This is a genomic window from Pseudomonas medicaginis (assembly GCF_965119365.1).
Classification (GTDB): Bacteria; Pseudomonadota; Gammaproteobacteria; order Pseudomonadales; family Pseudomonadaceae; genus Aquipseudomonas.
Genome location: NZ_OZ221631.1, coordinates 728,049 through 749,504, shown reverse-complemented (window position 1 = coordinate 749,504; position 21,456 = coordinate 728,049). Strand labels below are relative to the sequence as shown.

Here is a 21,456-nt window from a genome sequence, read left to right as displayed (position 1 = left end):
TCAACGACTCACAGCAATCGCCTGGTTATTCATGATACGCGGAGTGAGGAACACCAGCAGCTCGGATTTTTTCTCCGAGACCACATCACGCCGGAAAAGGCGGCCAAGATACGGCACATCGCCAAGAAATGGCACCTTATCTACGACCTTGCTCTGAGTATTTGAGAAAACACCGCCAATCACAATGGTCTCGCCATCATTGACCAGGACCTTGGCATTGACCTCGTTTTTCTTGATCGGCGGCACATCATTCACCTTGTTCAGGTAGTCCGGCTCATCCTTGGTGACCTTGACCTCCATGATGATACGGTTGTCCGGGGTGATCTGCGGGGTCACCTCCAGCGACAGCGAGGCCTCCTTGAACGACACCGACGTAGCACCGCTGGAGCTGGCTTCCTGATAAGGAATTTCCGTGCCCTTGAGGATCTTTGCCGTCTCCTTGTCGGACGTCACCACCTTGGGCTGGGAGACGATTTCCCCGTTACCGGTTTTCTCCATGGCCGTCAGTTCGAGGTCCAGCAACACATTGTCGGTGATGAACGCAATGCCGATCCCCGAGGTGTTGCCCGAGGCGCCCAGGTCGACGAACGGTTGATTGGTGCCGGTGCTGCCCGGCGTGCCGATGGTCGTGGAGGTGCCGGTGGTCACCCCCGAGGAGTTCCAGTTGCCCTTGTTCTGTATCGACCCACCCCAGCGCACGCCCAGGCTTTTGTCGTAGTCGACGTTAGCCTCGACAATCCGCGCCTCGATCATCACCTGGCGCACCGGAATATCCAGTTGCGCCACGATCCGGCGCAGTTCGTCGAGGCGGTCCTGGGTCTGGTAGGCAATGATGTTGTTGGTTCGCTCATCAACCGTGATCGTGCCGCGCTCATCGGCTTTCGCCTCGGCACTGGTCACCGACTGGAACAGCTTGGCGATGTCCGCTGCCTTCGCATAGTTGACCTGCAACAACTCACGCCGCAGCGGCGCCAGGTCGGCAATCTGCTTCTGCGACTCCAGTTCCTGGCGCTCACGGGCGGCAATTTCATCGGCCGGAGCCACCAACAGCACGTTGCCGACCTTGCGCTTGTCCAGGCCCTTGGTCTTGAGTACCAGGTCCAGTGCCTGGTCCCAAGGCACGTTCTGCAACCGCAGGGTGATGCCACCCTGCACCGTGTCGCTGGCCACCAGGTTCAGGTTGGTGAAGTCGGCAATCAACTGCAGGACCGATCGCACTTCGATGTCCTGGAAGTTGAGCGAGAGCTTCTCGCCGCTGTAGGCGGCGCGGTCGGCATTGCGTTTTTGCAGGTCGTCGACGGTCATGGGCCGGACGCTGACGGTGAGCTTGTTGTCGGTCTGGTAGGTCGAATAATCGAAAGTGCCGCTGGGCTCGATGCTGATGGTCGCCCGATCGCTGCCGGCACTGGCATTGACGAATTGCACCGGGGTGGCGAAGTCCTTGACGTCCAGACGCACCCGCAGTGGCTCCGGCAATTGGGTCCTGGCGAAATTGAGGATGATCTTGCCTTCGCGCTCCTGGATGTCCGGGGCGATGGACGGATCGGACAAATCGATCACCACGTTGCCTTCGCCCTGGGTCCCCCGCTGGAAATCCACCCCACGAATGGCCTTGCCCACCGGCGCGCCGGCCCTCGCGGGCGCAGCGCTGGCCACCGCCGGGCGCGGGGCCTGGGCCGTGCTCTTCGAAGCAGGGCTATTGGAGGTCATGCCCTTGCCAACCACCACGAACAGGTTGTTGCCTTCGATCCGGGTGTCATACGGCGCCAGTTGGGTCAGGCCGATGATCAGGCGGGTGCGATCCCCTGCCTCGACCAGGGTGGCACTGCGTGCATTGCCCCCGCCCAGGTCGTGGCGCCTGCTGGCCAGTTGATTGGTCACGCCCGGCAGGTCCAGCGCAATCCGGGCCGGTTGTTCGGTGGTATAGCCCCGGGGTGTCGGTGGTGGCTCGTCGAAGGTGAGCTTCAGCTCGACACGATCCCCCGGCAACGCCGCCACCGCCAGCGTCTTCAGGCTGGCCCCATGAACCATCGGCGATAACAGCGCTATCCATAGCGAAATACCGAGGGCTGGAAAAATCCTGTTCATTGTTCGAGTTCCACTATGAATGCTCTTTCAAAGGAATGGTCCGTGGTCGCTCCAGCCAGGCGCCCTCGCCATCGGGAACGATTTCGACCACATCGACCTGGGTGGCGCTGATGGCGACGATCCGCCCGTCGTTGCGTCCCAGGTAGTCACCGACCTTGAGCCGATGCACCCCGCCCGCGCCCCGCAGGAGCGCGAAGGAGCCACCGGCGTTGGAGATCGTGCCGACCATCTCAAACTGCTCGATGTTGAAGCCTTCCAGATACTGCTTGGCCCGATTGGGGTCGGGCCGGACGTTGCGCGAACCGCGCTGGCGGTCGGCCTGGTCCACGCGGACCTGCCGGGAAAACGGGCTGCGCAGGTTGGCGGCGCTGTAGGTAAAGGTCTCGTAGGGCCTGAACGTCGGCGTCGGCTCGATCTTGCCGGGCGGGCGCAGGCGCACTTCGTTCATGTAGGCGTCCAGGTCGCCGAACCCGTTGTCGTTGTTGCAGCCCGCCAGCGCGGCCAGGCCTGCCAGGAGGCAGAGGCGCCCCACCACCGACCTCATGGCTGCGCCTCCTGCTCGTTGTAGCGGTAGGTCTTGGCCTGGATGCTCATGCGCAATTTCGCGCCTGCCTCAGGCTCCATCGGGGCGATCTCGAAATCGTGCAGCGTGACGATCCGGGGCAACCCGGCCACCCCACTGACGAACGTCGCCAGGTCGTGGTAGCCGCCGGTCACGGTGATCTGGATCGGCAGCTCGATGTAGAACGGTTGGGTGACTTCCGGCAGCAGCTTGATTTCCTCGAACTCCAGGCCGCTGCCCAGGCCGGTACGGGTAATGTCTTCCAGCAGGCCCGGCACTTCGGTATCGCTGGGCAATTGGCGCAACAGCACGCCAAAAGACGTTTCCATCTGCTTCATCTGCTCGGTGTAGCGTTCCAGGTTCGCGGCCATGTGGGCCTTGCCCGCGAATTGCGCCTTGAGGGTGCTCTCTTCCTCGCGTACCTGCTGCAACTGGTTTTCCAGGTCACTCAAGGCAAAGTTATAGCCCAGCCCCAGCACCACGGCCACCAGCAGGATGCCGGTCAGCCATTTGATCGGTGTCGGCCAGGAGCCGAGGTTATTGGTGTCCAGGTCACTGATGTCGATCTTGCGCAGCGCGTCGAACCACTCCCCAGGCGTCATTGGGCGTCCTCCGCTTCGGCCGGACGGGTCTGGCGAACGGTCAATTGAAAGACATTGGCCTGGTCGAGCTGGCCGGCCGTGGTGGCCTTGACCTCCGTCAAACTGGGGGCATCGAACAGGTCCGACGAGTCCAGGTTGCGCATCAGGTCCGAAACCCGGTTGTTCGATTCCGCGGCGCCCTTGATGAAGAGCGTCCGCTCTTCCATTTTCACTTCAGTGAAATACACGCCGTCCGGCAAAGTCCTCACCAACTGGTCGAAGATGCGCCCGCTGACGGGCCGGTTTCCTTGCAAGTCCTGGATGATGCGCATGCGCTCCAGCAATTGCTGGCGGCGGGCTTTCAATTCGCTGATCTGCTTGATGCGCTCGTCCAGCACGGCGATCTGCTCGGAGAGATGACTGTTGCGAGCGACCTGGTGGTCGATGGCGCCGTCGATATAGCGGACGGCGACCAGCACCACGCCAACCGCACCGACCAGCGCTCCCACTAACGCCAACAGAAAGCGTTTGCGCCGCTCTTCGCGCACCTCCTCACGCCAGGGAAGCAGGTTGATCCGCGCCATCAGTCAAAACTCCTGAGGGCCAGCCCGCAGGCGATCATCAGTGCCGGCGCGTCACTGGCCAGGGCGCCGGCATTGACCTTGCTGCTCAGGGCCATGTTGGTGAACGGGTTGGCCACCTGGGTCGGCGTGCCCAGGCGCTGCTCGATCAGCCGATCCAGGCCGGCCACCGAAGCCGTGCCTCCAGCCAGCAGGATGTGGTCCACCGCGCTGTACTGGCCCGAGGCGAAGAAGAACTGCAGGGACCGCGAGACTTGCTGCACCAGGGCTTCGCGAAAAGGTTGCAGCACTTCGCCGAGATAATCGTCCGGCAGCCCCCCCTGCTTCTTTGCCAGCCCGGCCTGCTCGGGCGTCAGGCCATAGCGGCGCTGAATCTCCTCGGTCAGTTGGCGGCCGCCGAACAATTGTTCACGGGTATAGATGATGCGTCCGCTGTGCAGCACGCTGAGGGTGGTCATGGTGGCGCCGATGTCGATGACCGCCACGGTCAACCGTTCCTGGGACGCGGCCAGTTGCGTGGCGAGCAATCCAAACGCGCGCTCCAGCGCATAAGCCTCCACATCGACCACCCGGGCCGTCAGCCCGGCGAGTGCCAACGCCGCCTCGCGAACCTCGACGTTTTCCTTGCGACAGGCCGCCAGCAGCACTTCGACGCGCTCGGCGCTGCGCGGCGAAACGCCCACCACTTCAAAATCGATGGCCACCTCATCCAGCGGATAGGGAATGTATTGATCGGCCTCGATCTTGAGCTGGTTCTCCATGTCGTCGTCGGACAGGCCGGCGTCCATCTCGATGGTCTTGGTGATCACCGCCGAACCGGCCACGGCCACGGCGACGCTGCGCACGGGGGTCCTGGCCTTGGCCAACACTCGCGACAACGCCTGGCCCACCCCGTCGAGCTCGGCGATATTCTTCTCGATCACGGCATTGGCCGGCAACGGTTCGACCGCGTAGGACTCGACGCGGTAGCGCTCGCCCTGGCGACTCAACTCGAGCAGCTTCACCGACGTCGAACTGATGTCGATCCCCAGAAGCGCGTGGGCTTTTTTATTGAAGAGTCGTAGCACTACCAATTCCCTATGACTATCCGTGAGTTACGGACTCTCTAATACGCATTGCGTTCAATCACGGCCGTCCGACGGACGTCCGGATGGCATTCCCGACGAAAAAAAATGCTTATAATGCCCAGCGTTTTTTTTCGCTTTGTTGCAAGCACGGGTCCATCCCTGCACCTGGCGCCTTTTTCATTCTTTGCCTGGATATCCAAAAGCCTTGATTCGTCTGCTGAAATTTTTCGGATGGTCCATCGTCGCCGTTTTCTGCGGACTGCTCTTGGGCCTGAGTGGCGCCTTTCTTTACCTTAGTCCGGGATTACCGTCCGTGGAGGCACTGAGAAGTATTCAGTTGCAGATTCCTTTGCGGGTGTACAGCAGCGATGACAAGTTGATCGCCGAATTCGGCGAAATGCGCCGCACGCCGATCCGTTTCGCCGACATTCCCCCCAATTTCATCAATGCGTTACTAAGTGCTGAAGACGATAACTTCGCCAATCACTATGGCGTCGACCCCGGCAGCCTGATGCGCGCCGCCAGCCAGTTGGTCAAGAGCGGGCACATCCAGTCCGGCGGCAGCACCATCACCATGCAGGTGGCCAAGAACTTCTTCCTGACCAGCGAGCGCAGCTTCTCGCGCAAGACCACCGAGATCCTCCTGGCCCTGCAGATCGAGCGGCAACTGACCAAGGATGAAATCCTCGAGCTGTACGTGAACAAGATTTACCTGGGTAACCGCGCCTACGGCATCGAGGCGGCGGCACAGGTGTATTACGGCAAATCGATCCGCGACGTGAGCCTGGCGCAGATGGCGATGATCGCCGGCCTGCCCAAGGCACCGTCGCGCTTCAACCCGCTGGCCAACCCGGCACGCAGCAAGGAACGGCGCGACTGGATCCTGGGGCGCATGTACAAGCTGGGCAAGATAACCGAGGCCGACTACACCGCTGCGGTCAATGAGCCGCTGAACGCCAGTTATCACGTTCCGACGCCGGAAGTGAACGCCCCGTACATCGCCGAGATGGCCCGCGCCGAAATGGTCGGGCGCTATGGCAGCGACGCCTACACCGAAGGTTTCCGCGTGACCACCACGGTGCCGAGCGACTTGCAGGAAATGGCCAACACCGCGTTGCATGAGGGCCTGATGACCTACGACCAGCGCCACGGCTACCGCGGACCTGAATCACGCCTGCCGGGCAAGACCAGGGAAGCCTGGGCCCTGGAGCTGACCAAGCAGCGCACCATCAGCAGCCTGGAGCCGGCGATCGTCACCTCGGTGGACAAGGACGGCATCAAGGTGCTGACCCGCAACGGCGAGCAGGAAGAACACGTGGCCTGGGACACCATGAAATGGGCCCGTCCGTTCCTCAACACCAATAGCATGGGCGCCAACCCACGGCAGCCGTCGGACGTTGCCCAGGTGGGTGACCTGGTCCGCGTCCAGCGCCAGGCGGATAACACGCTCAAGTTCAGCCAGCTCCCGGCCGCCCAGGGCGCCCTGGTGTCCCTCGACCCGCAGAACGGCGCCATTCGCTCGCTGGTGGGTGGCTTCGCCTTCGAGCAAAGCAACTACAACCGGGCTTTGCAGGCCAAGCGCCAGCCGGGCTCGAGCTTCAAGCCGTTCGTCTACAGCGCCGCCCTGGACAACGGCTACACCGCCGCCAGCCTGGTGAACGATGCGCCGATCGTGTTCGTCGATGAGTACCTGGACAAGGTCTGGCGACCGAAGAACGACACCAATACGTTCCTGGGCCCGATTCGCCTGCGCGAGGCCCTGTACAAGTCCCGCAACCTGGTCTCGATCCGCCTGCTGCAGGCCCTGGGCGTAGACCGCACCATCGACTACATCAGCAAGTTCGGCTTCAACAAGCAGGACCTGCCGCGCAACCTGTCCCTGGCCCTGGGCACCGCGACCTTGACGCCGATGGAAATCGCCACGGGCTGGAGCACGTTCGCCAACGGCGGCTACAAGATCACCCCGTACCTCATCGACAAGATCGAAAGCCGCAACGGCGAGACCTTGTTCGTCGCCAACCCGCCACGGGTCCCCACGGGCGAGCAGGCCAGCGATGGCCTCGCCGCACCGTCCACCGAGACGTTCACGGTCAATGCGACGCCAGGCGAAGCCACGACGGCCCCAGGCCTGCCGCAAGCGCCCGCCGTCGCAGAACGCATTGTCGATGGCCGTACCACCTACATTCTCAACAGCATGCTGCAGGACGTGATCAAGCTCGGCACCGGCCGACGCGCCCTGGCCCTGGGTCGCACCGACCTGGCGGGCAAGACCGGCACCACCAACGAATCCAAGGACGCTTGGTTCTCCGGCTACAACGCCGATTACGTGACCACGGTCTGGACCGGCTTCGACCAACCCGAAAGCCTGGGGCGCCGTGAGTTCGGCGGCACCGTGGCGCTGCCGATCTGGATGAACTACATGGGCGCCGCCCTCAAGGACAAACCGCCGCACACCCAGCCGGAGCCCGAAGGCATCCTCAGCCTGCGGGTCGACCCGGTCAGCGGCCGCGCGGCCACACCGGGTACTCCGGGTGCGTATTTCGAACTGTTCAAGAGCGAAGACACGCCACCCTCGGTCAATGAGCTGGGCAACGGCATAGCGCCGGGCAGCCCGCTACCGGCCGATGAAGCGGCGCCGATCGATCTGTTCTGACCGGTCTCATTCAAAAGCCCCGCCTTCGCAAGAAGTGCGGGGCTTTTTTATGCCGCGCAAGGCCCCTGTGGCGAGGGGATTCATCCCCGCTGGGCTGCGCAGCAGCCCTAAATCCAGACTGCGCGGAACAATACAGAACCACGCCAGCCAAATTACGACTGCTACGCAGCCGGGCGGGGATGAATCCCCTCACCACAGGTTGTCGGCTGGCCCAGCAAAGGGTTTGCACCCATACATCCAGACAAAAAAAGCCCCGACTCGCAGGAGCCGGGGCTTTTCGTTGAAGCGCTACAACGGCTTAGCCGTTGAACACGTCATCCACGCTCTTGAGCGGGTAGTTCTTTGGATACGGCAGGGTGGCCACGCCCGTCTCGATGGCGGCCTTGGCCACGGCGTCGGAGATCAGGGTGATCAGGCGGGCGTCCATGGGTTTCGGAATGATGTACTCACGGCCGAATTCCAGCTTGATGCCGCCGTAGGCGTCGCACACTTCCTGGGGTACCGGCAGCTTGGCCAGTTCGCGCAGGGCGTTGGCGGCCGCGACTTTCATCTCTTCGTTGATGCGCTTGGCGCGAACGTCCAGGGCACCCCGGAAGATGAACGGGAAGCCCAGTACGTTGTTGACCTGGTTCGGGTAGTCCGAACGGCCGGTGGCCATGATCACGTCGTTGCGAGTCGCGTGAGCCAGTTCCGGGGCGATTTCCGGGTCCGGGTTCGAGCAGGCGAACACGATCGGGTTCGGCGCCATGCGCAGCAGGTTTTCCGGGCTCAGCAGGTTCGGACCCGACAGGCCGACGAACACATCGGCACCGTCCAGCGCGTCCGCCAGGGAGCGCTTGTCGGTCGCGTGAGCGAACACGGCCTTGTACTGGTTCAGGTCGTCACGGCCGGAATGGATCACGCCGGTACGGTCGACCATGAAGATGTTTTCGATCTTGGCGCCCATGCTCACCAGCAACTTCATGCAGGAGATGGCCGCAGCGCCAGCACCCAGGCAGACGATCTTGGCTTCCGGCAGGGTCTTGCCGGCGATTTCCAGGGCGTTGATCATGCCGGCGGCGGTGACGATCGCGGTGCCGTGCTGGTCATCGTGGAACACCGGGATGTCGCACTGTTCGATCAGGGCGCGCTCGATCTCGAAGCACTCAGGTGCCTTGATGTCTTCCAGGTTGATGCCGCCGAAGGTGATGGAGATGCGCTTGACGGTGTCGATGAAGGCTTGCGGGCTCTCGGAGTCGACTTCGATGTCGAATACGTCGATACCGGCAAAGCGCTTGAACAGCACGCCCTTGCCTTCCATGACCGGCTTGGAAGCCAATGGGCCGAGGTTACCCAGGCCGAGAATGGCGGTGCCATCGGAAATGACTGCAACCAGGTTGCCTTTACCGGTGTATTTGTAGGCCAGTTCGGGGTCGCGAGCGATTTCGCGGACTGGCTCGGCTACGCCGGGGCTGTAGGCCAGCGACAAGTCGCGAGCAGTAGCGGTGGCCTTGGTGAGCTCGACACTCAGCTTTCCTGGACGAGGATTAGCGTGATATTCGAGAGCGGCAGTTTTCAGATCAGACATGTGGGCATTCCGCTTTTTACTGTGTTGGACAGACGGACCGCCGAGGATACGCGCCTCGCAAAGTCCCCACAAGACTGACCAGTCACTGCTGTCAAGCGCCCTGCCCTACGACTTTGGGCCAAGAGCCGCGAAACACAAGGGCTACATGCATACAATCCAATAACAAACTGTCTACAATTTTTCTTAAAGGACCGTTTCCATCATGGCCGGGTCGGTCAGCGGCAACATCCATCGAGCCTGCCCGGCTTTGCTCCCGCCACGTCGGGCGCGGTCGACGACCCAGCCACGGGCCTCGATTCTGCGGCCCTTCAGCCGCTCCAGGGCCGAGGCGTCGAAGCGCCTCTGGGCACCGGGCGCAATGTGCAGGACAACCGGCCCCTGCAATTCAATCCAGATGCCACCGCGATTGCGCTGCACGCTTTCTACGCGCCCGCTCATCAGCACGAAACCGGGCGCATTGATCTGCTCCGCCCGTACGATGGGGGATTTTTTCCAGAGACCGGAGCCGGCTTGTCGCGCATGGCGTTCGGCTACTTTCTGGCAACTGACCAGGTCGACGTTCGGCGCGACCGCCACCAGAAACCCCAGCCCCTCGGCAATCAGCCGCTCCTCGAGGTTTTCGCCCCGGGCGTTGTAGACATGGGCCAGGGTGCGACCGTAATCATCGCGGTCGTCCTTGCCGGGCAACACACCCACCCGGCCATTGCTGGCGGCCACCAAGGCTTCGAGTCGCTGGCGAGCCGCCACGGCGAACGGTTCGTCGGCGCGGCCGCGCTTGCCCAGTTCAGGGGTGTTGAGGCCGATCATCCGAATGCGCCGGCCATCCTCCAGGTACAAGGTGTCGCCATCCACCACGCGCTGCACCGCCACCTGGGGCAGGTTGCCCGGCGAAGGACAGGCCGCCTGGGCACCACAGAGCCAAATCGCAGCCACAAAAAAGGCGCCCGCAAGGGACGCCTTCTTTATCAGTCTGGAGCAGTCGAGACGACCATCCAAAATGATCAGCCTCAGGCTTTTGGAGTAACTTTGCCGAAAGCACCGAAACGATCGGCGAACTTCTGAACACGGCCGCCGGTATCCAGAGTCTTTTGCTTACCGGTGTAGAACGGGTGGCACTCGTTGCAAACGTCGATCGCCAGGGCTTTGCCGTAGGTCGAACGCGTTTCGAACTTGTTGCCGCAGCTGCAAGTCACGGCAATTTCTGGGTATTCCGGATGGATATCGGTTTTCATGCTGTTTTCCTCAGGCTAGCGTGCCGCCACCCAACACTATTGTTGAATACCGCACGTAATTAGGCCGCGGATTCTACCAGACATCGTCATTCGCGCAAGCTGTCGCTTATACCAACCGTCTGCTAGGCTCGCGCCCTCAAGCACAATCCCTGTGGGAGCGAGCTTGCTCGCGATAGCGGTGGGTCAGTTGCGGTGATGTTGGCTGTGCCGCCGCTTTCGCGAGCAAGCTCGCTCCCACATCGAATCGTGCCCAGCCTTGCGAACTTGTCCGCTTATCGAGATCCCCCGCGTGCCCGACGCCATCCTGCGCCTCGCCCTGCCTTCGCCCCTGCGCCGCCTGTTCGACTACCGCGCCCCGGCCGGGGTCCTGCGCGCCCAGTTGCAGCCGGGCATGCGCCTGCGGGTGCCGTTCGGCCGGCGGGAAATGATCGGCATCCTGGTGGAAGTCACCGACCACAGCGAGGTCCCGGCCGACAAGCTCAAGCCGGCCCTGGCCCTGCTCGATGCCACGCCGCCACTGCCCCCATCGCTGTTCAAGCTGTGCCTGTGGACGTCCCAGTATTACCAGCACAGCCTGGGCGACACCCTGAGCTGGGCGCTGCCGGTGCTGCTGCGCCAGGGCGAGCTCGCCGAGGCCCGCCAGGAGCGGTTCTGGTCGGTGGCCCCGGGAGCCTCGCTGGATGACCCACGCATCGCCCGCGCCCCGCGCCAGCGTGAAGCCTTGGCGACCCTGGCCCAACACCCCCACGGCGTGGCCCATCAACTGCTGAGCAAACTGATGCTCAGCAAGGACAGCCTCGATCTGTTGCTGGCCAAGGACCTGGTTCAGGTGGAGATCCGTCGGCACGCCCCCGGCGCCCGCCATGAACATTGGCTGGCCCAGCCGGAGCTGCCGCTCAACGCCGAACAGCGAGCCGCTTGCGAAGCGATTCACGCAGGCTTCGACAGTTACCACGCCTTTCTGCTGGCGGGCGTCACCGGCAGCGGCAAGACCGAGGTCTACCTGCAACTGATCCGCCAGACCCTGGAGGCCGGCAAGCAGGCCCTGGTGCTGATTCCGGAAATCAACCTCGGCCCACAAACCCTGGCGCGCTTCGAACAGCGCTTCAACGCGCGGATTGCCCTGGTGCACTCGGCGGTCAACGACCGCGAACGCCTGGAAGCCTGGCTCGCCGCCCGGGACGGCGAGGCCGATATCATCATCGGTACCCGCTCGGCCCTGTTCACGCCGATGAAAAATCCCGGCCTGATCATCATCGACGAAGAGCACGACGGCTCTTATAAGCAGCAGGAAGGCTTGCGCTACCACGCCCGCGACCTGGCGCTGGTGCGCGCCCGCCAGGAAAACATCCCCATTGTCCTCGGCTCGGCCACGCCATCGCTGGAAAGCCTGCACAACGCCTACACCGGTCGCTACGGCCTGTTGCGCCTCAACGAACGGGCCGGCGGCGCCAAGCAACCGCGCTTCCTGCGCCTGGACGTAAAAAGTCGTCCACTGGACAGCGGTATCTCCGGGCCGATGCAGCAAGCCATCGGCCAGACCCTGGCCGCCGGGCAACAGGTCCTGGTGTTCCTCAATCGCCGCGGCTTCGCCCCAACCCTGCTGTGTCACGACTGCGGCTGGATGTCTGGCTGCGAGCGCTGCGACGCGCGGATGACGGTGCATCAACGCCACGGCGAGCTGCGTTGCCACCATTGCGGCCATGTCGAGCGCGTGCCAAGGCATTGCCCACAGTGCGGCAAAGTCGACTTGCGCCCGGTTGGCGCCGGCACCGAACGCGCCGAGGAACGGCTGGGCATTCTGTTTCCGGACTACCCGGTCTTGCGGGTGGATCGCGACAGCACCTCGCGCAAGGACGCGATGAACCAGCTGTTCGCCACCATCCAGAAGGGCCAGCCGTGCATCCTGGTGGGTACGCAGATGCTCGCCAAGGGGCATCACTTCCCCCGTGTCACCCTGGTGTCGATCCTCGACGCCGATGGCGGGCTGTTCTCCGGCGACTTCCGCGCCAGCGAGCGCATGGCGCAGTTGATCGTCCAGGTCGCAGGCCGGGCCGGGCGCGCCGAGGAGCCGGGCAAGGTAATTATCCAGACGCACCTGGCCGATCACCCGCTGTTGATCCAGCTCACCGAGCAAGGTTATTTCGCCTTCGCCGAACAGGCCTTGAGCGAACGCCGCAGCGCCGGCCTGCCACCCTTTGCCCACCTGGCGCTGTTACGGGCCGAAGCCCACAAGCCAGGGCAGGCCGAAGGCTTTCTCGACGAAGCCTGCAGCGAGGCAGAACGCCTGCTGGCGCAACAGAACCTTACCGGAATCGAACTCTTGGGCCCGGTACCGGCTCCGATGGAACGGCGGGCCGGGCGTTTTCGGGCCCAGCTTCTATTGCAGGCCAATGCCCGGGCCCCGCTGCATCGACTGTTGAGCACCTGGCTGCTGGTGCTGGAACAGATGCCCAGTGGGCGGGCGGTGCGCTGGTCGCTGGATGTTGATCCGGTGGATTTGTATTGAATGGACCACAAGCCTGCCCCTGTGGGAGCGAGCTTGCTCGCGATTGCGACGGTACAGTCGACACTAGCGTCACTGACCCACCGCTATCGCGAGCAAGCTCGCTCCCACAGGAGATCGCATACATCCAGGCCAGCAAGAATAGTCACCACACAGCCCCAACCGACCCGCTACAGTTGGCAAGCCAGCCTTCGCCACGGATAATGCCCAGTTTTTCCACCAGCGCCTCGAAGCGCCGCCGCGCCTGCGGTTGAAAGAGAAGACCATGAAAGACACCATTCGCCAGCTCATCCAGCAAGCCATCGCCCAACTCGTCGCTGAAGGTGTGCTGCCAGAAGGCCTGTCGCCGGCGATTCAGGTCGAGAACACCCGCGACAAGACCCACGGCGACTTCGCCAGCAACATCGCGATGATGCTCGCCAAGCCGGCCGGCATGAAGCCGCGGGACCTGGCGGAGAAAATCATCGCCGCGCTGCCGGCCGACGAGAACGTCAGCAAGGCTGACATCGCCGGCCCCGGCTTCATCAATTTCTTCCAGAACACCCAGGCCCTGGCCTCGCGCCTGGACGCGGCCCTGGCCGACGAACGCATTGGCGTGCGCAAGGCCGGCCCGTTGCAGCGCACCGTGGTCGACCTCTCGGCCCCCAACCTCGCCAAGGAAATGCACGTCGGCCATCTGCGCTCGACCATCATCGGCGACGGCGTGGCCCGGGTCCTGGAGTTTCTTGGCGACACCGTAATCCGCCAGAACCATGTTGGTGACTGGGGTACGCAGTTCGGCATGCTGATGGCCTACCTGCAGGAAAACCCCATCACCAGTGACGAACTGTCGGACCTGGAGAACTTCTACCGCGCCGCCAAGCAACGCTTCGACGAGTCGCCCGAGTTCGCCGACCGTGCCCGTGGTCTGGTGGTCAAGTTGCAGGCCGGCGATGCCGAGTGCCTGGCGCTATGGACCAAGTTCAAGGACATCTCCCTGTCCCACTGCCAGAAAATCTACGAGCTGCTGAACGTCAAATTGACCATGGCCGACGTGATGGGCGAAAGCGCCTACAACGACGACCTGGTCAATGTGGTCAACGACCTCAGAGCCAAGGGCATGCTGGTGGAAAGCAACGGCGCCCAGTGCGTGTTCCTCGACCAGTTCAAGACCGCCGACGGCGAGCCGCTGCCGGTGATCATCGTCAAGGCCGACGGCGGCTACCTCTACGCCACCACCGACCTGGCGGCCGTGCGCTACCGCAACAGAGTGCTCAAGGCGGATCGGGTCCTGTATTTCGTCGACCAGCGCCAGGCCCTGCACTTCCAGCAAGTGTTCGAAGTGGCGCGCCTGGCCGGCTTCGTGACCCATCCGATGGACATGGAGCACATGGGCTTCGGCACCATGAACGGCGCCGACGGCCGTCCGTTCAAGACCCGCGACGGCGGCACGGTGAAGCTGATCGACCTGCTGACCGAAGCCCAGGACCGCGCCTACACCCTGGTCAAGGGCAAGAACCCGGACCTGGCCGAGGACGAACTGCGCAAGATCGCCAAGGTCGTGGGCATCGACGCGGTGAAATACGCCGACCTGTCCAAGCACCGCACCAGCGACTACAGCTTCAACTTCGACCTGATGCTCAACTTCGAAGGCAACACCGCGCCGTACCTGCTGTACGCCTACACCCGGGTGGCGGGGGTGTTCCGCAAGCTCGGCAAAGGCTTCAACGAAGTGGACGGCCAGATCGTGCTCCAGGCCCCTCAGGAACAGGAGCTGGCGGCGAAACTGGCGCAGTTCGGCGAGGTGCTGAACAACGTCGCCGACAAGGGCACGCCCCACACCCTGTGCGCCTACCTGTACGATGTCGCCGGCCTGTTCTCCAGCTTCTACGAGAACTGCCCGATCCTCAACGCGCAAACCCCGGAGCAAATGCAGAGCCGCTTGCGCCTCGCCGCGCTGACCGGGCGCACGCTCAAGCAAGGCCTGGAACTGCTGGGCCTGGAAACCCTGGAGCGCATGTAAGTTGGCTGCCAAGAAAAAACCTGCTCCCAAGCGCGGCGCCAGTCGTTACCAGCCCCCAGCCAAGAAGCCGATTCCGGGCTGGTTGTGGATGGCCATCGGCCTGACCGTCGGCGCGTTCATTGTGTTCTTGATGAAGCTGGAACCGGGCCAGGGCGATGACGTCAAGCGCGCCCGGCAGGAGCAGCAGAAAGCCACGCGTATCGCCGAGGCCAACAAGACCCCGCCGAGCCCGACGCAACCGGTGAAGCCCAAGTACGACTTCTATACCCTGCTGCCGGAATCGGAAGTCATCGTGCCGCCCGAAGCCGTGCCGGAGAAAACCCTGCCAACGCCGCAAGTGCCTCAGGTGCCCACCACCCCGGTGACCCCGGCCGAAGCGGCGAAAATCGACACCGCTCGCGCCCAGGCGGCCCTGGCCGGCATCACGCCACCACCGGCTCCGCCGGTGCAGAAGGCCGCGCCGGTGACGAAGTTCTTCTTGCAGGCCGGCTCGTTCCGCAAGGAAGCCGACGCCGACAAGGTTCGCGCGCAGATCATTCTGCTGGGCCAGTCCGTATCGGTGGAGTCCGGCACCGTGAAGGACGAGACCTGGTACCGGGTCCTGGTCGGCCCGTTCAGCAACCGCGAAGAACTGACCAAGGCCCAGAAGCAATTGGCGGGCAGCGGGTTTAGCAATCTGTTGTTACAACAACGCCAGAGCCGCTGAACCAGGCGACACCAACCCTTGTGGTGAGGGGATTTATCCCCGCTGGGCTGCGCAGCAGCCCCAAAAGCTTGAAGCAATTAGCCTGACACTCCGATGACAAGCTTTGGGGCCGCTTCGCGGCCCAACGGGGATAAATCCCCTCGCCACAGGAGCGCTGAGCATCCACCGCACCGCTCATCCCCTCTGCGCCCCCAGAGTTGAAAAAACCCGCGCCACCCCCATATGAGTTCCATCCGGGCATTTTCGCCCCGCTGCGTGGAGACTCTCCCTTGACCACCATCGTTTCAGTCCGCCGTCATGGCAAAGTCGTCATGGGCGGCGACGGCCAGGTTTCACTGGGCAACACCGTGATGAAAGGCAACGCGAAAAAAGTCCGCCGCCTGTATCACGGCGAGGTCATCGCCGGTTTTGCCGGCGCCACCGCCGACGCCTTCACGTTGTTCGAACGTTTCGAAGGCCAGCTTGAAAAACACCAGGGCCACCTGGTCCGCGCCGCCGTGGAACTGGCCAAGGAATGGCGCACCGACCGCTCCCTGAGCCGCCTCGAAGCCATGCTCGCGGTCGCCAACAAGGACGCCTCGTTGATCATCACCGGCAACGGCGACGTCGTGGAGCCCGAGGATGGCCTGATCGCCATGGGTTCCGGTGGCGCCTACGCCCAGGCCGCGGCCAGCGCCCTGCTGAAAAAAACCGACCTGTCGGCCCGTGAGATCGTCGAGACTGCCCTGGGCATCGCCGGCGACATCTGTGTCTTCACCAACCACACCCAGACCATTGAGGAGCAGGACCTCGCCGAATAAGCCTGCCACCCGCGCACCGGCTCATTCTTGCTTGAGGACCGCCAATTATTATGTCCATGACTCCCCGCGAAATCGTCCACGAACTCAACCGCCATATCATCGGCCAGGACGATGCCAAGCGCGCCGTCGCCATCGCCCTGCGTAACCGCTGGCGCCGGATGCAGCTGCCCGAAGAGCTGCGCGTCGAAGTGACCCCCAAGAACATCCTGATGATCGGCCCTACCGGTGTCGGCAAGACCGAAATCGCCCGGCGCCTGGCCAAGCTCGCCAACGCGCCGTTCATCAAGGTCGAGGCCACCAAGTTCACCGAAGTCGGTTATGTCGGCCGCGACGTCGAGTCGATCATCCGTGACCTGGCCGACGCTGCGATCAAGCTGCTGCGCGAGCAGGAGATCACCAAGGTCCGCCACCGCGCCGAAGACGCTGCCGAAGAGCGCATCCTCGACGCCCTGCTGCCACCGGCACGCATGGGTTTCAACGCCGACGCCGCCGCCACCCAGGATTCCAACACCCGCCAGTTGTTCCGCAAGCGCCTGCGCGAAGGCCAGCTGGACGACAAGGAAATCGAGATCGAGGTGGCCGAAATGGCCGGCGTCGACATTTCCGCGCCACCGGGCATGGAAGAAATGACCAACCAGTTGCAGAGCCTGTTCGCCAACATGGGCAAGGGCAAGAAAAAGAGCCGCAAGCTCAAGGTCAAGGAAGCGCTCAAACTGGTACGCGACGAGGAAGCCAGCCGCCTGGTCAACGAAGAAGAGTTGAAGGCCAAGGCGCTGGAAGCGGTCGAGCAGCATGGCATCGTGTTCATCGACGAGATCGACAAGGTGGCCAAGCGCGGCAATGTCGGCGGTGCCGACGTGTCCCGCGAAGGTGTTCAACGCGACCTGCTGCCGCTGATCGAAGGCTGCACGGTCAACACCAAGCTGGGCATGGTCAAGACCGACCACATCCTGTTCATCGCCTCCGGCGCGTTCCACCTGAGCAAGCCGAGCGACCTGGTGCCTGAGTTGCAGGGTCGCCTGCCGATCCGCGTCGAACTCAAGGCGCTGACGCCGGAAGACTTCGAACGCATCCTCAGCGAGCCCCATGCGTCCTTGACCGAACAATACTGCGCACTGCTCAAGACCGAAGGCCTGAACATCGAGTTCACGCCAGAAGGCATCAAGCGCCTGGCCCAGATCGCCTGGCAGGTCAACGAGAAGACCGAGAACATCGGTGCCCGTCGCCTGCACACGCTGCTCGAACGCTTGCTGGAGGAAGTCTCGTTCAGCGCCGGCGACCTGGCCAGCGCCCACGACGAAGCGCCGATCCTCATCGATGCCGAGTACGTCAACAGCCACCTGGGTGAGCTGGCGCAGAACGAAGACCTGTCGCGGTATATTCTGTAACCCACCGACAGGTTTCTCCGGACCTGTGGGAGCGAGCTTGCTCGCGATGGCGGCGCACCATTCAACCGACGTGTTGACTGTCAAACCGCTATCGCGAGCAAGCTCGCTCCCACATTGACCGTGTCGTTTTTGCAGATCAAGGCATTCTTCCGAGACGGACCACAGGCCATGACCAAACTCCCCACCGCCATCAACCTGCACAAAGCCTCCAAGACCCTGACGCTCAAATACGCGCCAGACGAGGAGTACCACCTGCCCGCCGAATTCCTGCGGGTGCACTCGCCTTCCGCCGAGGTCCAGGGCCATGGCAAACCCATCCTGCAATACGGCAAGCTCAACGTTGCCCTGACCAAGGTCGAACCGGCCGGCCAGTACGCACTGAAACTGACCTTCGACGACGGTCACGACAGCGGATTGTTCACCTGGGACTATCTCTACCAGTTGGCGGTGCGCCAGCAAGACCTTTGGAACGATTATCTTGGCGAACTCCAGGCCGCCGGAAAAACCCGCGATCCGGACGCGTCCGTCGTCAAACTGATGCTCTAGCTCAAGGGCTGGCGCTTTAGGGCGATTTTTCTAGACTCATCTGCTTGAATGCCCGCGCAGCAACGTCAATGACTGGCCTGCTTGCGAAAAAAATTAAACTCGGGTAACCAATGGAGCTGGCAAGTTCCCTGCAAAGGAACCGGCGAGTTCCTGGCACACGTTTCCACATTGGCCCTCGATGCGGAATTATTGGTCACCCGAGCAGCGTACCTGGTATCGGCTGTGTGGCTTCATGGCACGATCCGGGTACTCGTCTGAAGGACAATGGAGCGTCGTAGATGAGCAACAAGAACAACGATGACCTGAAGTACCAGGCCTCGGAAAATACCCTGGGGTTGAATCCCGTTGTCGGCTTGCGCAGAAAAGATCTGCTGGCCTCTGCCCGCATGGTGCTGACCCAGGCCATCAAGCAACCGCTGCACAGCGTCAAGCACGTCGCCCATTTCGGCGTCGAACTCAAGAATGTCCTGTTCGGCAAATCCGAGCTGCAACCGGCCGGCGACGACCGTCGCTTCGCCGACCCGGCGTGGAGCCAGAACCCGCTCTACAAACGTTATCTGCAAACCTACCTGGCGTGGCGCAAGGAACTGCATGCCTGGATCGACGACAGCAACCTCTCGCCCCAGGACATCAGCCGCGGCCATTTCGTGATCAACCTGATGACCGAAGCCATGGCCCCGACCAATTCGGCGGCCAACCCCGCGGCGGTCAAGCGCTTCTTCGAAACCGGCGGCAAGAGCCTGCTCGATGGCCTGTCCCACCTGGCCAAGGACCTGGTGCACAACGGCGGGATGCCGAGCCAGGTGAACATGGGCGCGTTCGAGGTCGGCAAGAGCCTGGGCGTGACCGAAGGCGCCGTGGTGTTTCGCAACGACGTGCTGGAGCTGATCCAGTACCGCCCCATCACCGAGCAGGTCCACGAGCGACCGCTGCTGGTGGTGCCGCCACAGATCAACAAGTTCTACGTATTCGACCTGAGCCCGGACAAGAGCCTGGCGCGCTTCTGCCTGCGCAGCAACGTGCAGACCTTCATCGTCAGTTGGCGCAACCCCACCAAGGAACAGCGCGAGTGGGGCCTGTCGACCTACATCGAGGCGCTCAAGGAAGCGGTGGACGTGGTCACGGCCATTACCGGCAGCAAGGACGTGAACATGCTGGGCGCCTGCTCCGGCGGCATCACCTGCACCGCGCTGCTGGGCCATTACGCCGCCCTCGGCCAGAAAAAGGTCAATGCCCTGACCTTGCTGGTGAGCGTGCTCGACACCACCCTGGACACCGACGTGGCGCTGTTCGTCGACGAACAGACCCTCGAAGCGGCCAAGCGCCACTCCTACCAGGCCGGCGTACTCGAAGGCCGTGACATGGCCAAGGTGTTCGCCTGGATGCGCCCCAATGACCTGATCTGGAACTACTGGGTCAACAATTACCTGCTGGGCAACGAACCGCCCGTGTTCGACATCCTGTTCTGGAACAACGACACCACGCGGCTGCCGGCAGCGTTCCACGGCGACCTCATCGAAATGTTCAAGAACAATCCACTGATCCGCCCCAACGCACTGGAAGTGTGCGGCACGCCCATCGACCTCAAGCAGGTCACCGCCGACATCTTCTCCCTGGCTGGCACCAACGACCACATCACGCCATGGAAGTCCTGCTACAAGTCGGCGCAGTTGTTTGGCGGCAAGGTGGAGTTCGTGCTGTCGAGCAGCGGCCACATCCAGAGCATCCTCAACCCGCCAGGCAACCCCAAGGCGCGCTACATGACCGGCGAGGACATGCCGACCAAGGCCGAGGACTGGCAGGAAAACTCCACCAAGCACACCGATTCCTGGTGGTTGCATTGGCAAGCCTGGCAGGCCGAGCGCTCGGGCAAGCTGAAGAAAGCCCCTACAGTACTGGGCAACAAGGCCTACCCGGCCGGTGAAGCGGCGCCCGGCACCTATGTGCATGAGCGGTAATGGATGCAACTCGTCTGGCGCGGGAGTGAGCTTGCTCACGAATACATCCCGCCAGCCGACACTGAATGCAAGGCCCACAGCGCAGGTGAACATGAAACTCATGTTCACCGCAGACTCCATGTGGGAGCGAGCTTGCTCGCGATGACGGCAGCACATTCAACACCTGTATGTGCTGATACATCGCAATCGCGAGCAGGCTCGCTCCCACAGGGGATCGGGGGAAAAATGAAAGACAGCGACCCAACCCACAGGGCTTGAAGCATGCCGCAACCGTACATCTTCCGTACCGTCGATCTGGATGGCCAGACCTTGCGTACCGCGGTACGTCCCGGCAAGCCTCACTTGACGCCACTGCTGATTTTCAACGGCATCGGCGCCAACCTCGAGCTGGTGTTCCCGTTCATCCAGGCCCTGGACCCGGACCTGGAAGTCATCGCCTTTGACGTGCCCGGCGTCGGCGGTTCATCGACGCCCAACCGGCCGTATCGCTTTCCGGGCCTGGCCAAACTCACAGCGCGGATGCTCGATTACCTCGACTACGGGCAGGTCAACGTGATCGGCGTGTCCTGGGGGGGCGCCCTGGCCCAGCAGTTCGCCTACGACTACCCGGAGCGCTGCAAGAAGCTGGTACTGGCGGCCACCGCCGCCGGGGCGGTGATGGTGCCGGGCAAACCGAAGGTGCTGTGGATGATGGCCAGCCCCCGGCGCTACGTGCAACCGTCCCATGTGATGCGTATCGCACCGCTGATCTACGGCGGTTCGTTCCGCCGCGACCCGAGCCTGGCAGCTAGCCACGCGGCCAAGGTTCGTTCGGCGGGCAAGCTCGGTTATTACTGGCAACTGTTCGCCGGCCTCGGCTGGACCAGCATCCACTGGCTGCACAAGATCCACCAGCCGACCCTGGTGCTGGCCGGCGATGACGATCCGCTGATTCCACTGATCAACATGCGCATGCTGGCCTGGCGCATTCCCAACGCCCAACTGCACATCATCGATGACGGCCATCTGTTTCTGATCACCCGGGCCGAGGCGGTGGCGCCAATCATCATGAAGTTCCTGGAGGAAGAACGTCAGCGTGCCGTGATGCACCCGCATCCCTCGCCGCTGGGCGGCGGCTGAAACCGCCCATTAGCGCCTGGCAGGACGCCGGACCGCGCAGCGACCCGAAACAGCGACTATGTTGTCTGGTTCGGTGTGTTTGTTTTTAGCTTGATGACGA

General features: G+C 62.8%; 17 protein-coding genes. 9 read left to right on the top strand and 8 right to left on the bottom strand.

Annotated features, from left to right (window positions below; genetic code table 11):
- From ACMTA2_RS03295 to ACMTA2_RS03275, 5 genes are read right to left on the bottom strand one after another with little or no spacing between them, the layout of a single operon-like run.
- Complete coding sequence (locus tag ACMTA2_RS03295) at nt 1-2,088, bottom strand: type IV pilus secretin PilQ (protein WP_413793697.1); 2,088 nt, start codon at nt 2,086-2,088, stop codon at nt 1-3.
- A gap of 13 nt (nt 2,089-2,101) precedes the next feature.
- Complete coding sequence (locus ACMTA2_RS03290) at nt 2,102-2,632, bottom strand: pilus assembly protein PilP (RefSeq protein WP_413793696.1); 531 nt, start codon at nt 2,630-2,632, stop codon at nt 2,102-2,104.
- Complete coding sequence (pilO, locus tag ACMTA2_RS03285) at nt 2,629-3,252, bottom strand: type 4a pilus biogenesis protein PilO (protein ID WP_413793695.1); 624 nt, start codon at nt 3,250-3,252, stop codon at nt 2,629-2,631. Before pilO ends, ACMTA2_RS03290 begins: the two co-directional genes overlap by 4 nt.
- Nucleotides 3,249-3,815 (bottom strand): PilN domain-containing protein, encoded by a 567-nt coding sequence (locus tag ACMTA2_RS03280; RefSeq protein ID WP_413793694.1) that lies wholly within the window; start codon nt 3,813-3,815, stop codon nt 3,249-3,251. Before ACMTA2_RS03280 ends, pilO begins: the two co-directional genes overlap by 4 nt.
- A complete protein-coding gene (locus ACMTA2_RS03275; RefSeq protein WP_413793693.1) occupies nt 3,815-4,879 on the bottom strand; it encodes a pilus assembly protein PilM in 1,065 nt (354 codons plus the stop codon). The genes ACMTA2_RS03280 and ACMTA2_RS03275 overlap by 1 nt, the downstream gene beginning before the upstream one ends.
- Nucleotides 4,880-5,087: 208 nt before the next feature.
- Here ACMTA2_RS03275 and ACMTA2_RS03270 point away from each other — a divergent pair, with 208 nt between their 5' ends.
- The gene (locus ACMTA2_RS03270) at nt 5,088-7,532 is read left to right on the top strand and encodes a penicillin-binding protein 1A (protein ID WP_413795584.1); all 2,445 of its coding nucleotides are present in this window, start codon (nt 5,088-5,090) and stop codon (nt 7,530-7,532) included.
- Nucleotides 7,533-7,830: 298 nt separating this feature from the next.
- Here the strand turns inward: ACMTA2_RS03270 and ACMTA2_RS03265 are convergent, their stop codons facing one another.
- The 3 genes from ACMTA2_RS03265 to rpmE form a co-directional block, all read right to left on the bottom strand.
- The gene (locus ACMTA2_RS03265; protein ID WP_063323308.1) at nt 7,831-9,099 is read right to left on the bottom strand and encodes a malic enzyme-like NAD(P)-binding protein; all 1,269 of its coding nucleotides are present in this window, start codon (nt 9,097-9,099) and stop codon (nt 7,831-7,833) included.
- A 183-nt stretch (nt 9,100-9,282) separates the two neighbouring features.
- Nucleotides 9,283-10,095, bottom strand: a complete 813-nt coding sequence (locus ACMTA2_RS03260) for a thermonuclease family protein (protein ID WP_413793692.1) — start codon at nt 10,093-10,095, stop codon at nt 9,283-9,285.
- 11 nt (nt 10,096-10,106) lie between these two features.
- A complete protein-coding gene (rpmE, locus tag ACMTA2_RS03255) occupies nt 10,107-10,331 on the bottom strand; it encodes a 50S ribosomal protein L31 (RefSeq protein WP_053117645.1) in 225 nt (74 codons plus the stop codon).
- A gap of 289 nt (nt 10,332-10,620) precedes the next feature.
- On the opposite strand from rpmE, the gene ACMTA2_RS03250 reads away from it, so the two are divergent.
- The 8 genes from ACMTA2_RS03250 (at nt 10,621) to phaZ (ending at nt 21,356) form a co-directional block, all read left to right on the top strand.
- Nucleotides 10,621-12,840, top strand: coding sequence for a primosomal protein N' (locus ACMTA2_RS03250; protein WP_413793691.1), 2,220 nt, complete (start codon nt 10,621-10,623; stop codon nt 12,838-12,840).
- Nucleotides 12,841-13,102: 262 nt separating this feature from the next.
- Entirely contained in the window at nt 13,103-14,839 is a 1,737-nt protein-coding gene (gene argS / locus ACMTA2_RS03245) for an arginine--tRNA ligase (RefSeq protein ID WP_413793690.1), read from the top strand.
- 1 nt (nt 14,840) lies between these two features.
- Complete coding sequence (locus tag ACMTA2_RS03240; RefSeq protein ID WP_413793689.1) at nt 14,841-15,545, top strand: SPOR domain-containing protein; 705 nt, start codon at nt 14,841-14,843, stop codon at nt 15,543-15,545.
- A 269-nt stretch (nt 15,546-15,814) separates the two neighbouring features.
- A complete protein-coding gene (gene hslV / locus ACMTA2_RS03235) occupies nt 15,815-16,345 on the top strand; it encodes an ATP-dependent protease subunit HslV (RefSeq protein WP_003196958.1) in 531 nt (176 codons plus the stop codon).
- A 50-nt stretch (nt 16,346-16,395) separates the two neighbouring features.
- Nucleotides 16,396-17,733 (top strand): ATP-dependent protease ATPase subunit HslU, encoded by a 1,338-nt coding sequence (gene hslU / locus ACMTA2_RS03230; RefSeq protein ID WP_413793688.1) that lies wholly within the window; start codon nt 16,396-16,398, stop codon nt 17,731-17,733.
- Between the two features lie 168 nt (nt 17,734-17,901).
- Nucleotides 17,902-18,279, top strand: coding sequence for a gamma-butyrobetaine hydroxylase family protein (locus ACMTA2_RS03225; RefSeq protein ID WP_413793687.1), 378 nt, complete (start codon nt 17,902-17,904; stop codon nt 18,277-18,279).
- 278 nt (nt 18,280-18,557) lie between these two features.
- Nucleotides 18,558-20,237: a class II poly(R)-hydroxyalkanoic acid synthase gene (gene phaC / locus ACMTA2_RS03220; RefSeq protein ID WP_413793686.1), complete on the top strand. Its 1,680-nt coding sequence runs from the start codon at nt 18,558-18,560 to the stop codon at nt 20,235-20,237.
- A gap of 261 nt (nt 20,238-20,498) precedes the next feature.
- Nucleotides 20,499-21,356 (top strand): poly(3-hydroxyalkanoate) depolymerase, encoded by an 858-nt coding sequence (phaZ, locus tag ACMTA2_RS03215; protein WP_003186648.1) that lies wholly within the window; start codon nt 20,499-20,501, stop codon nt 21,354-21,356.
- Nucleotides 21,357-21,456: the final 100 nt, after the last annotated feature.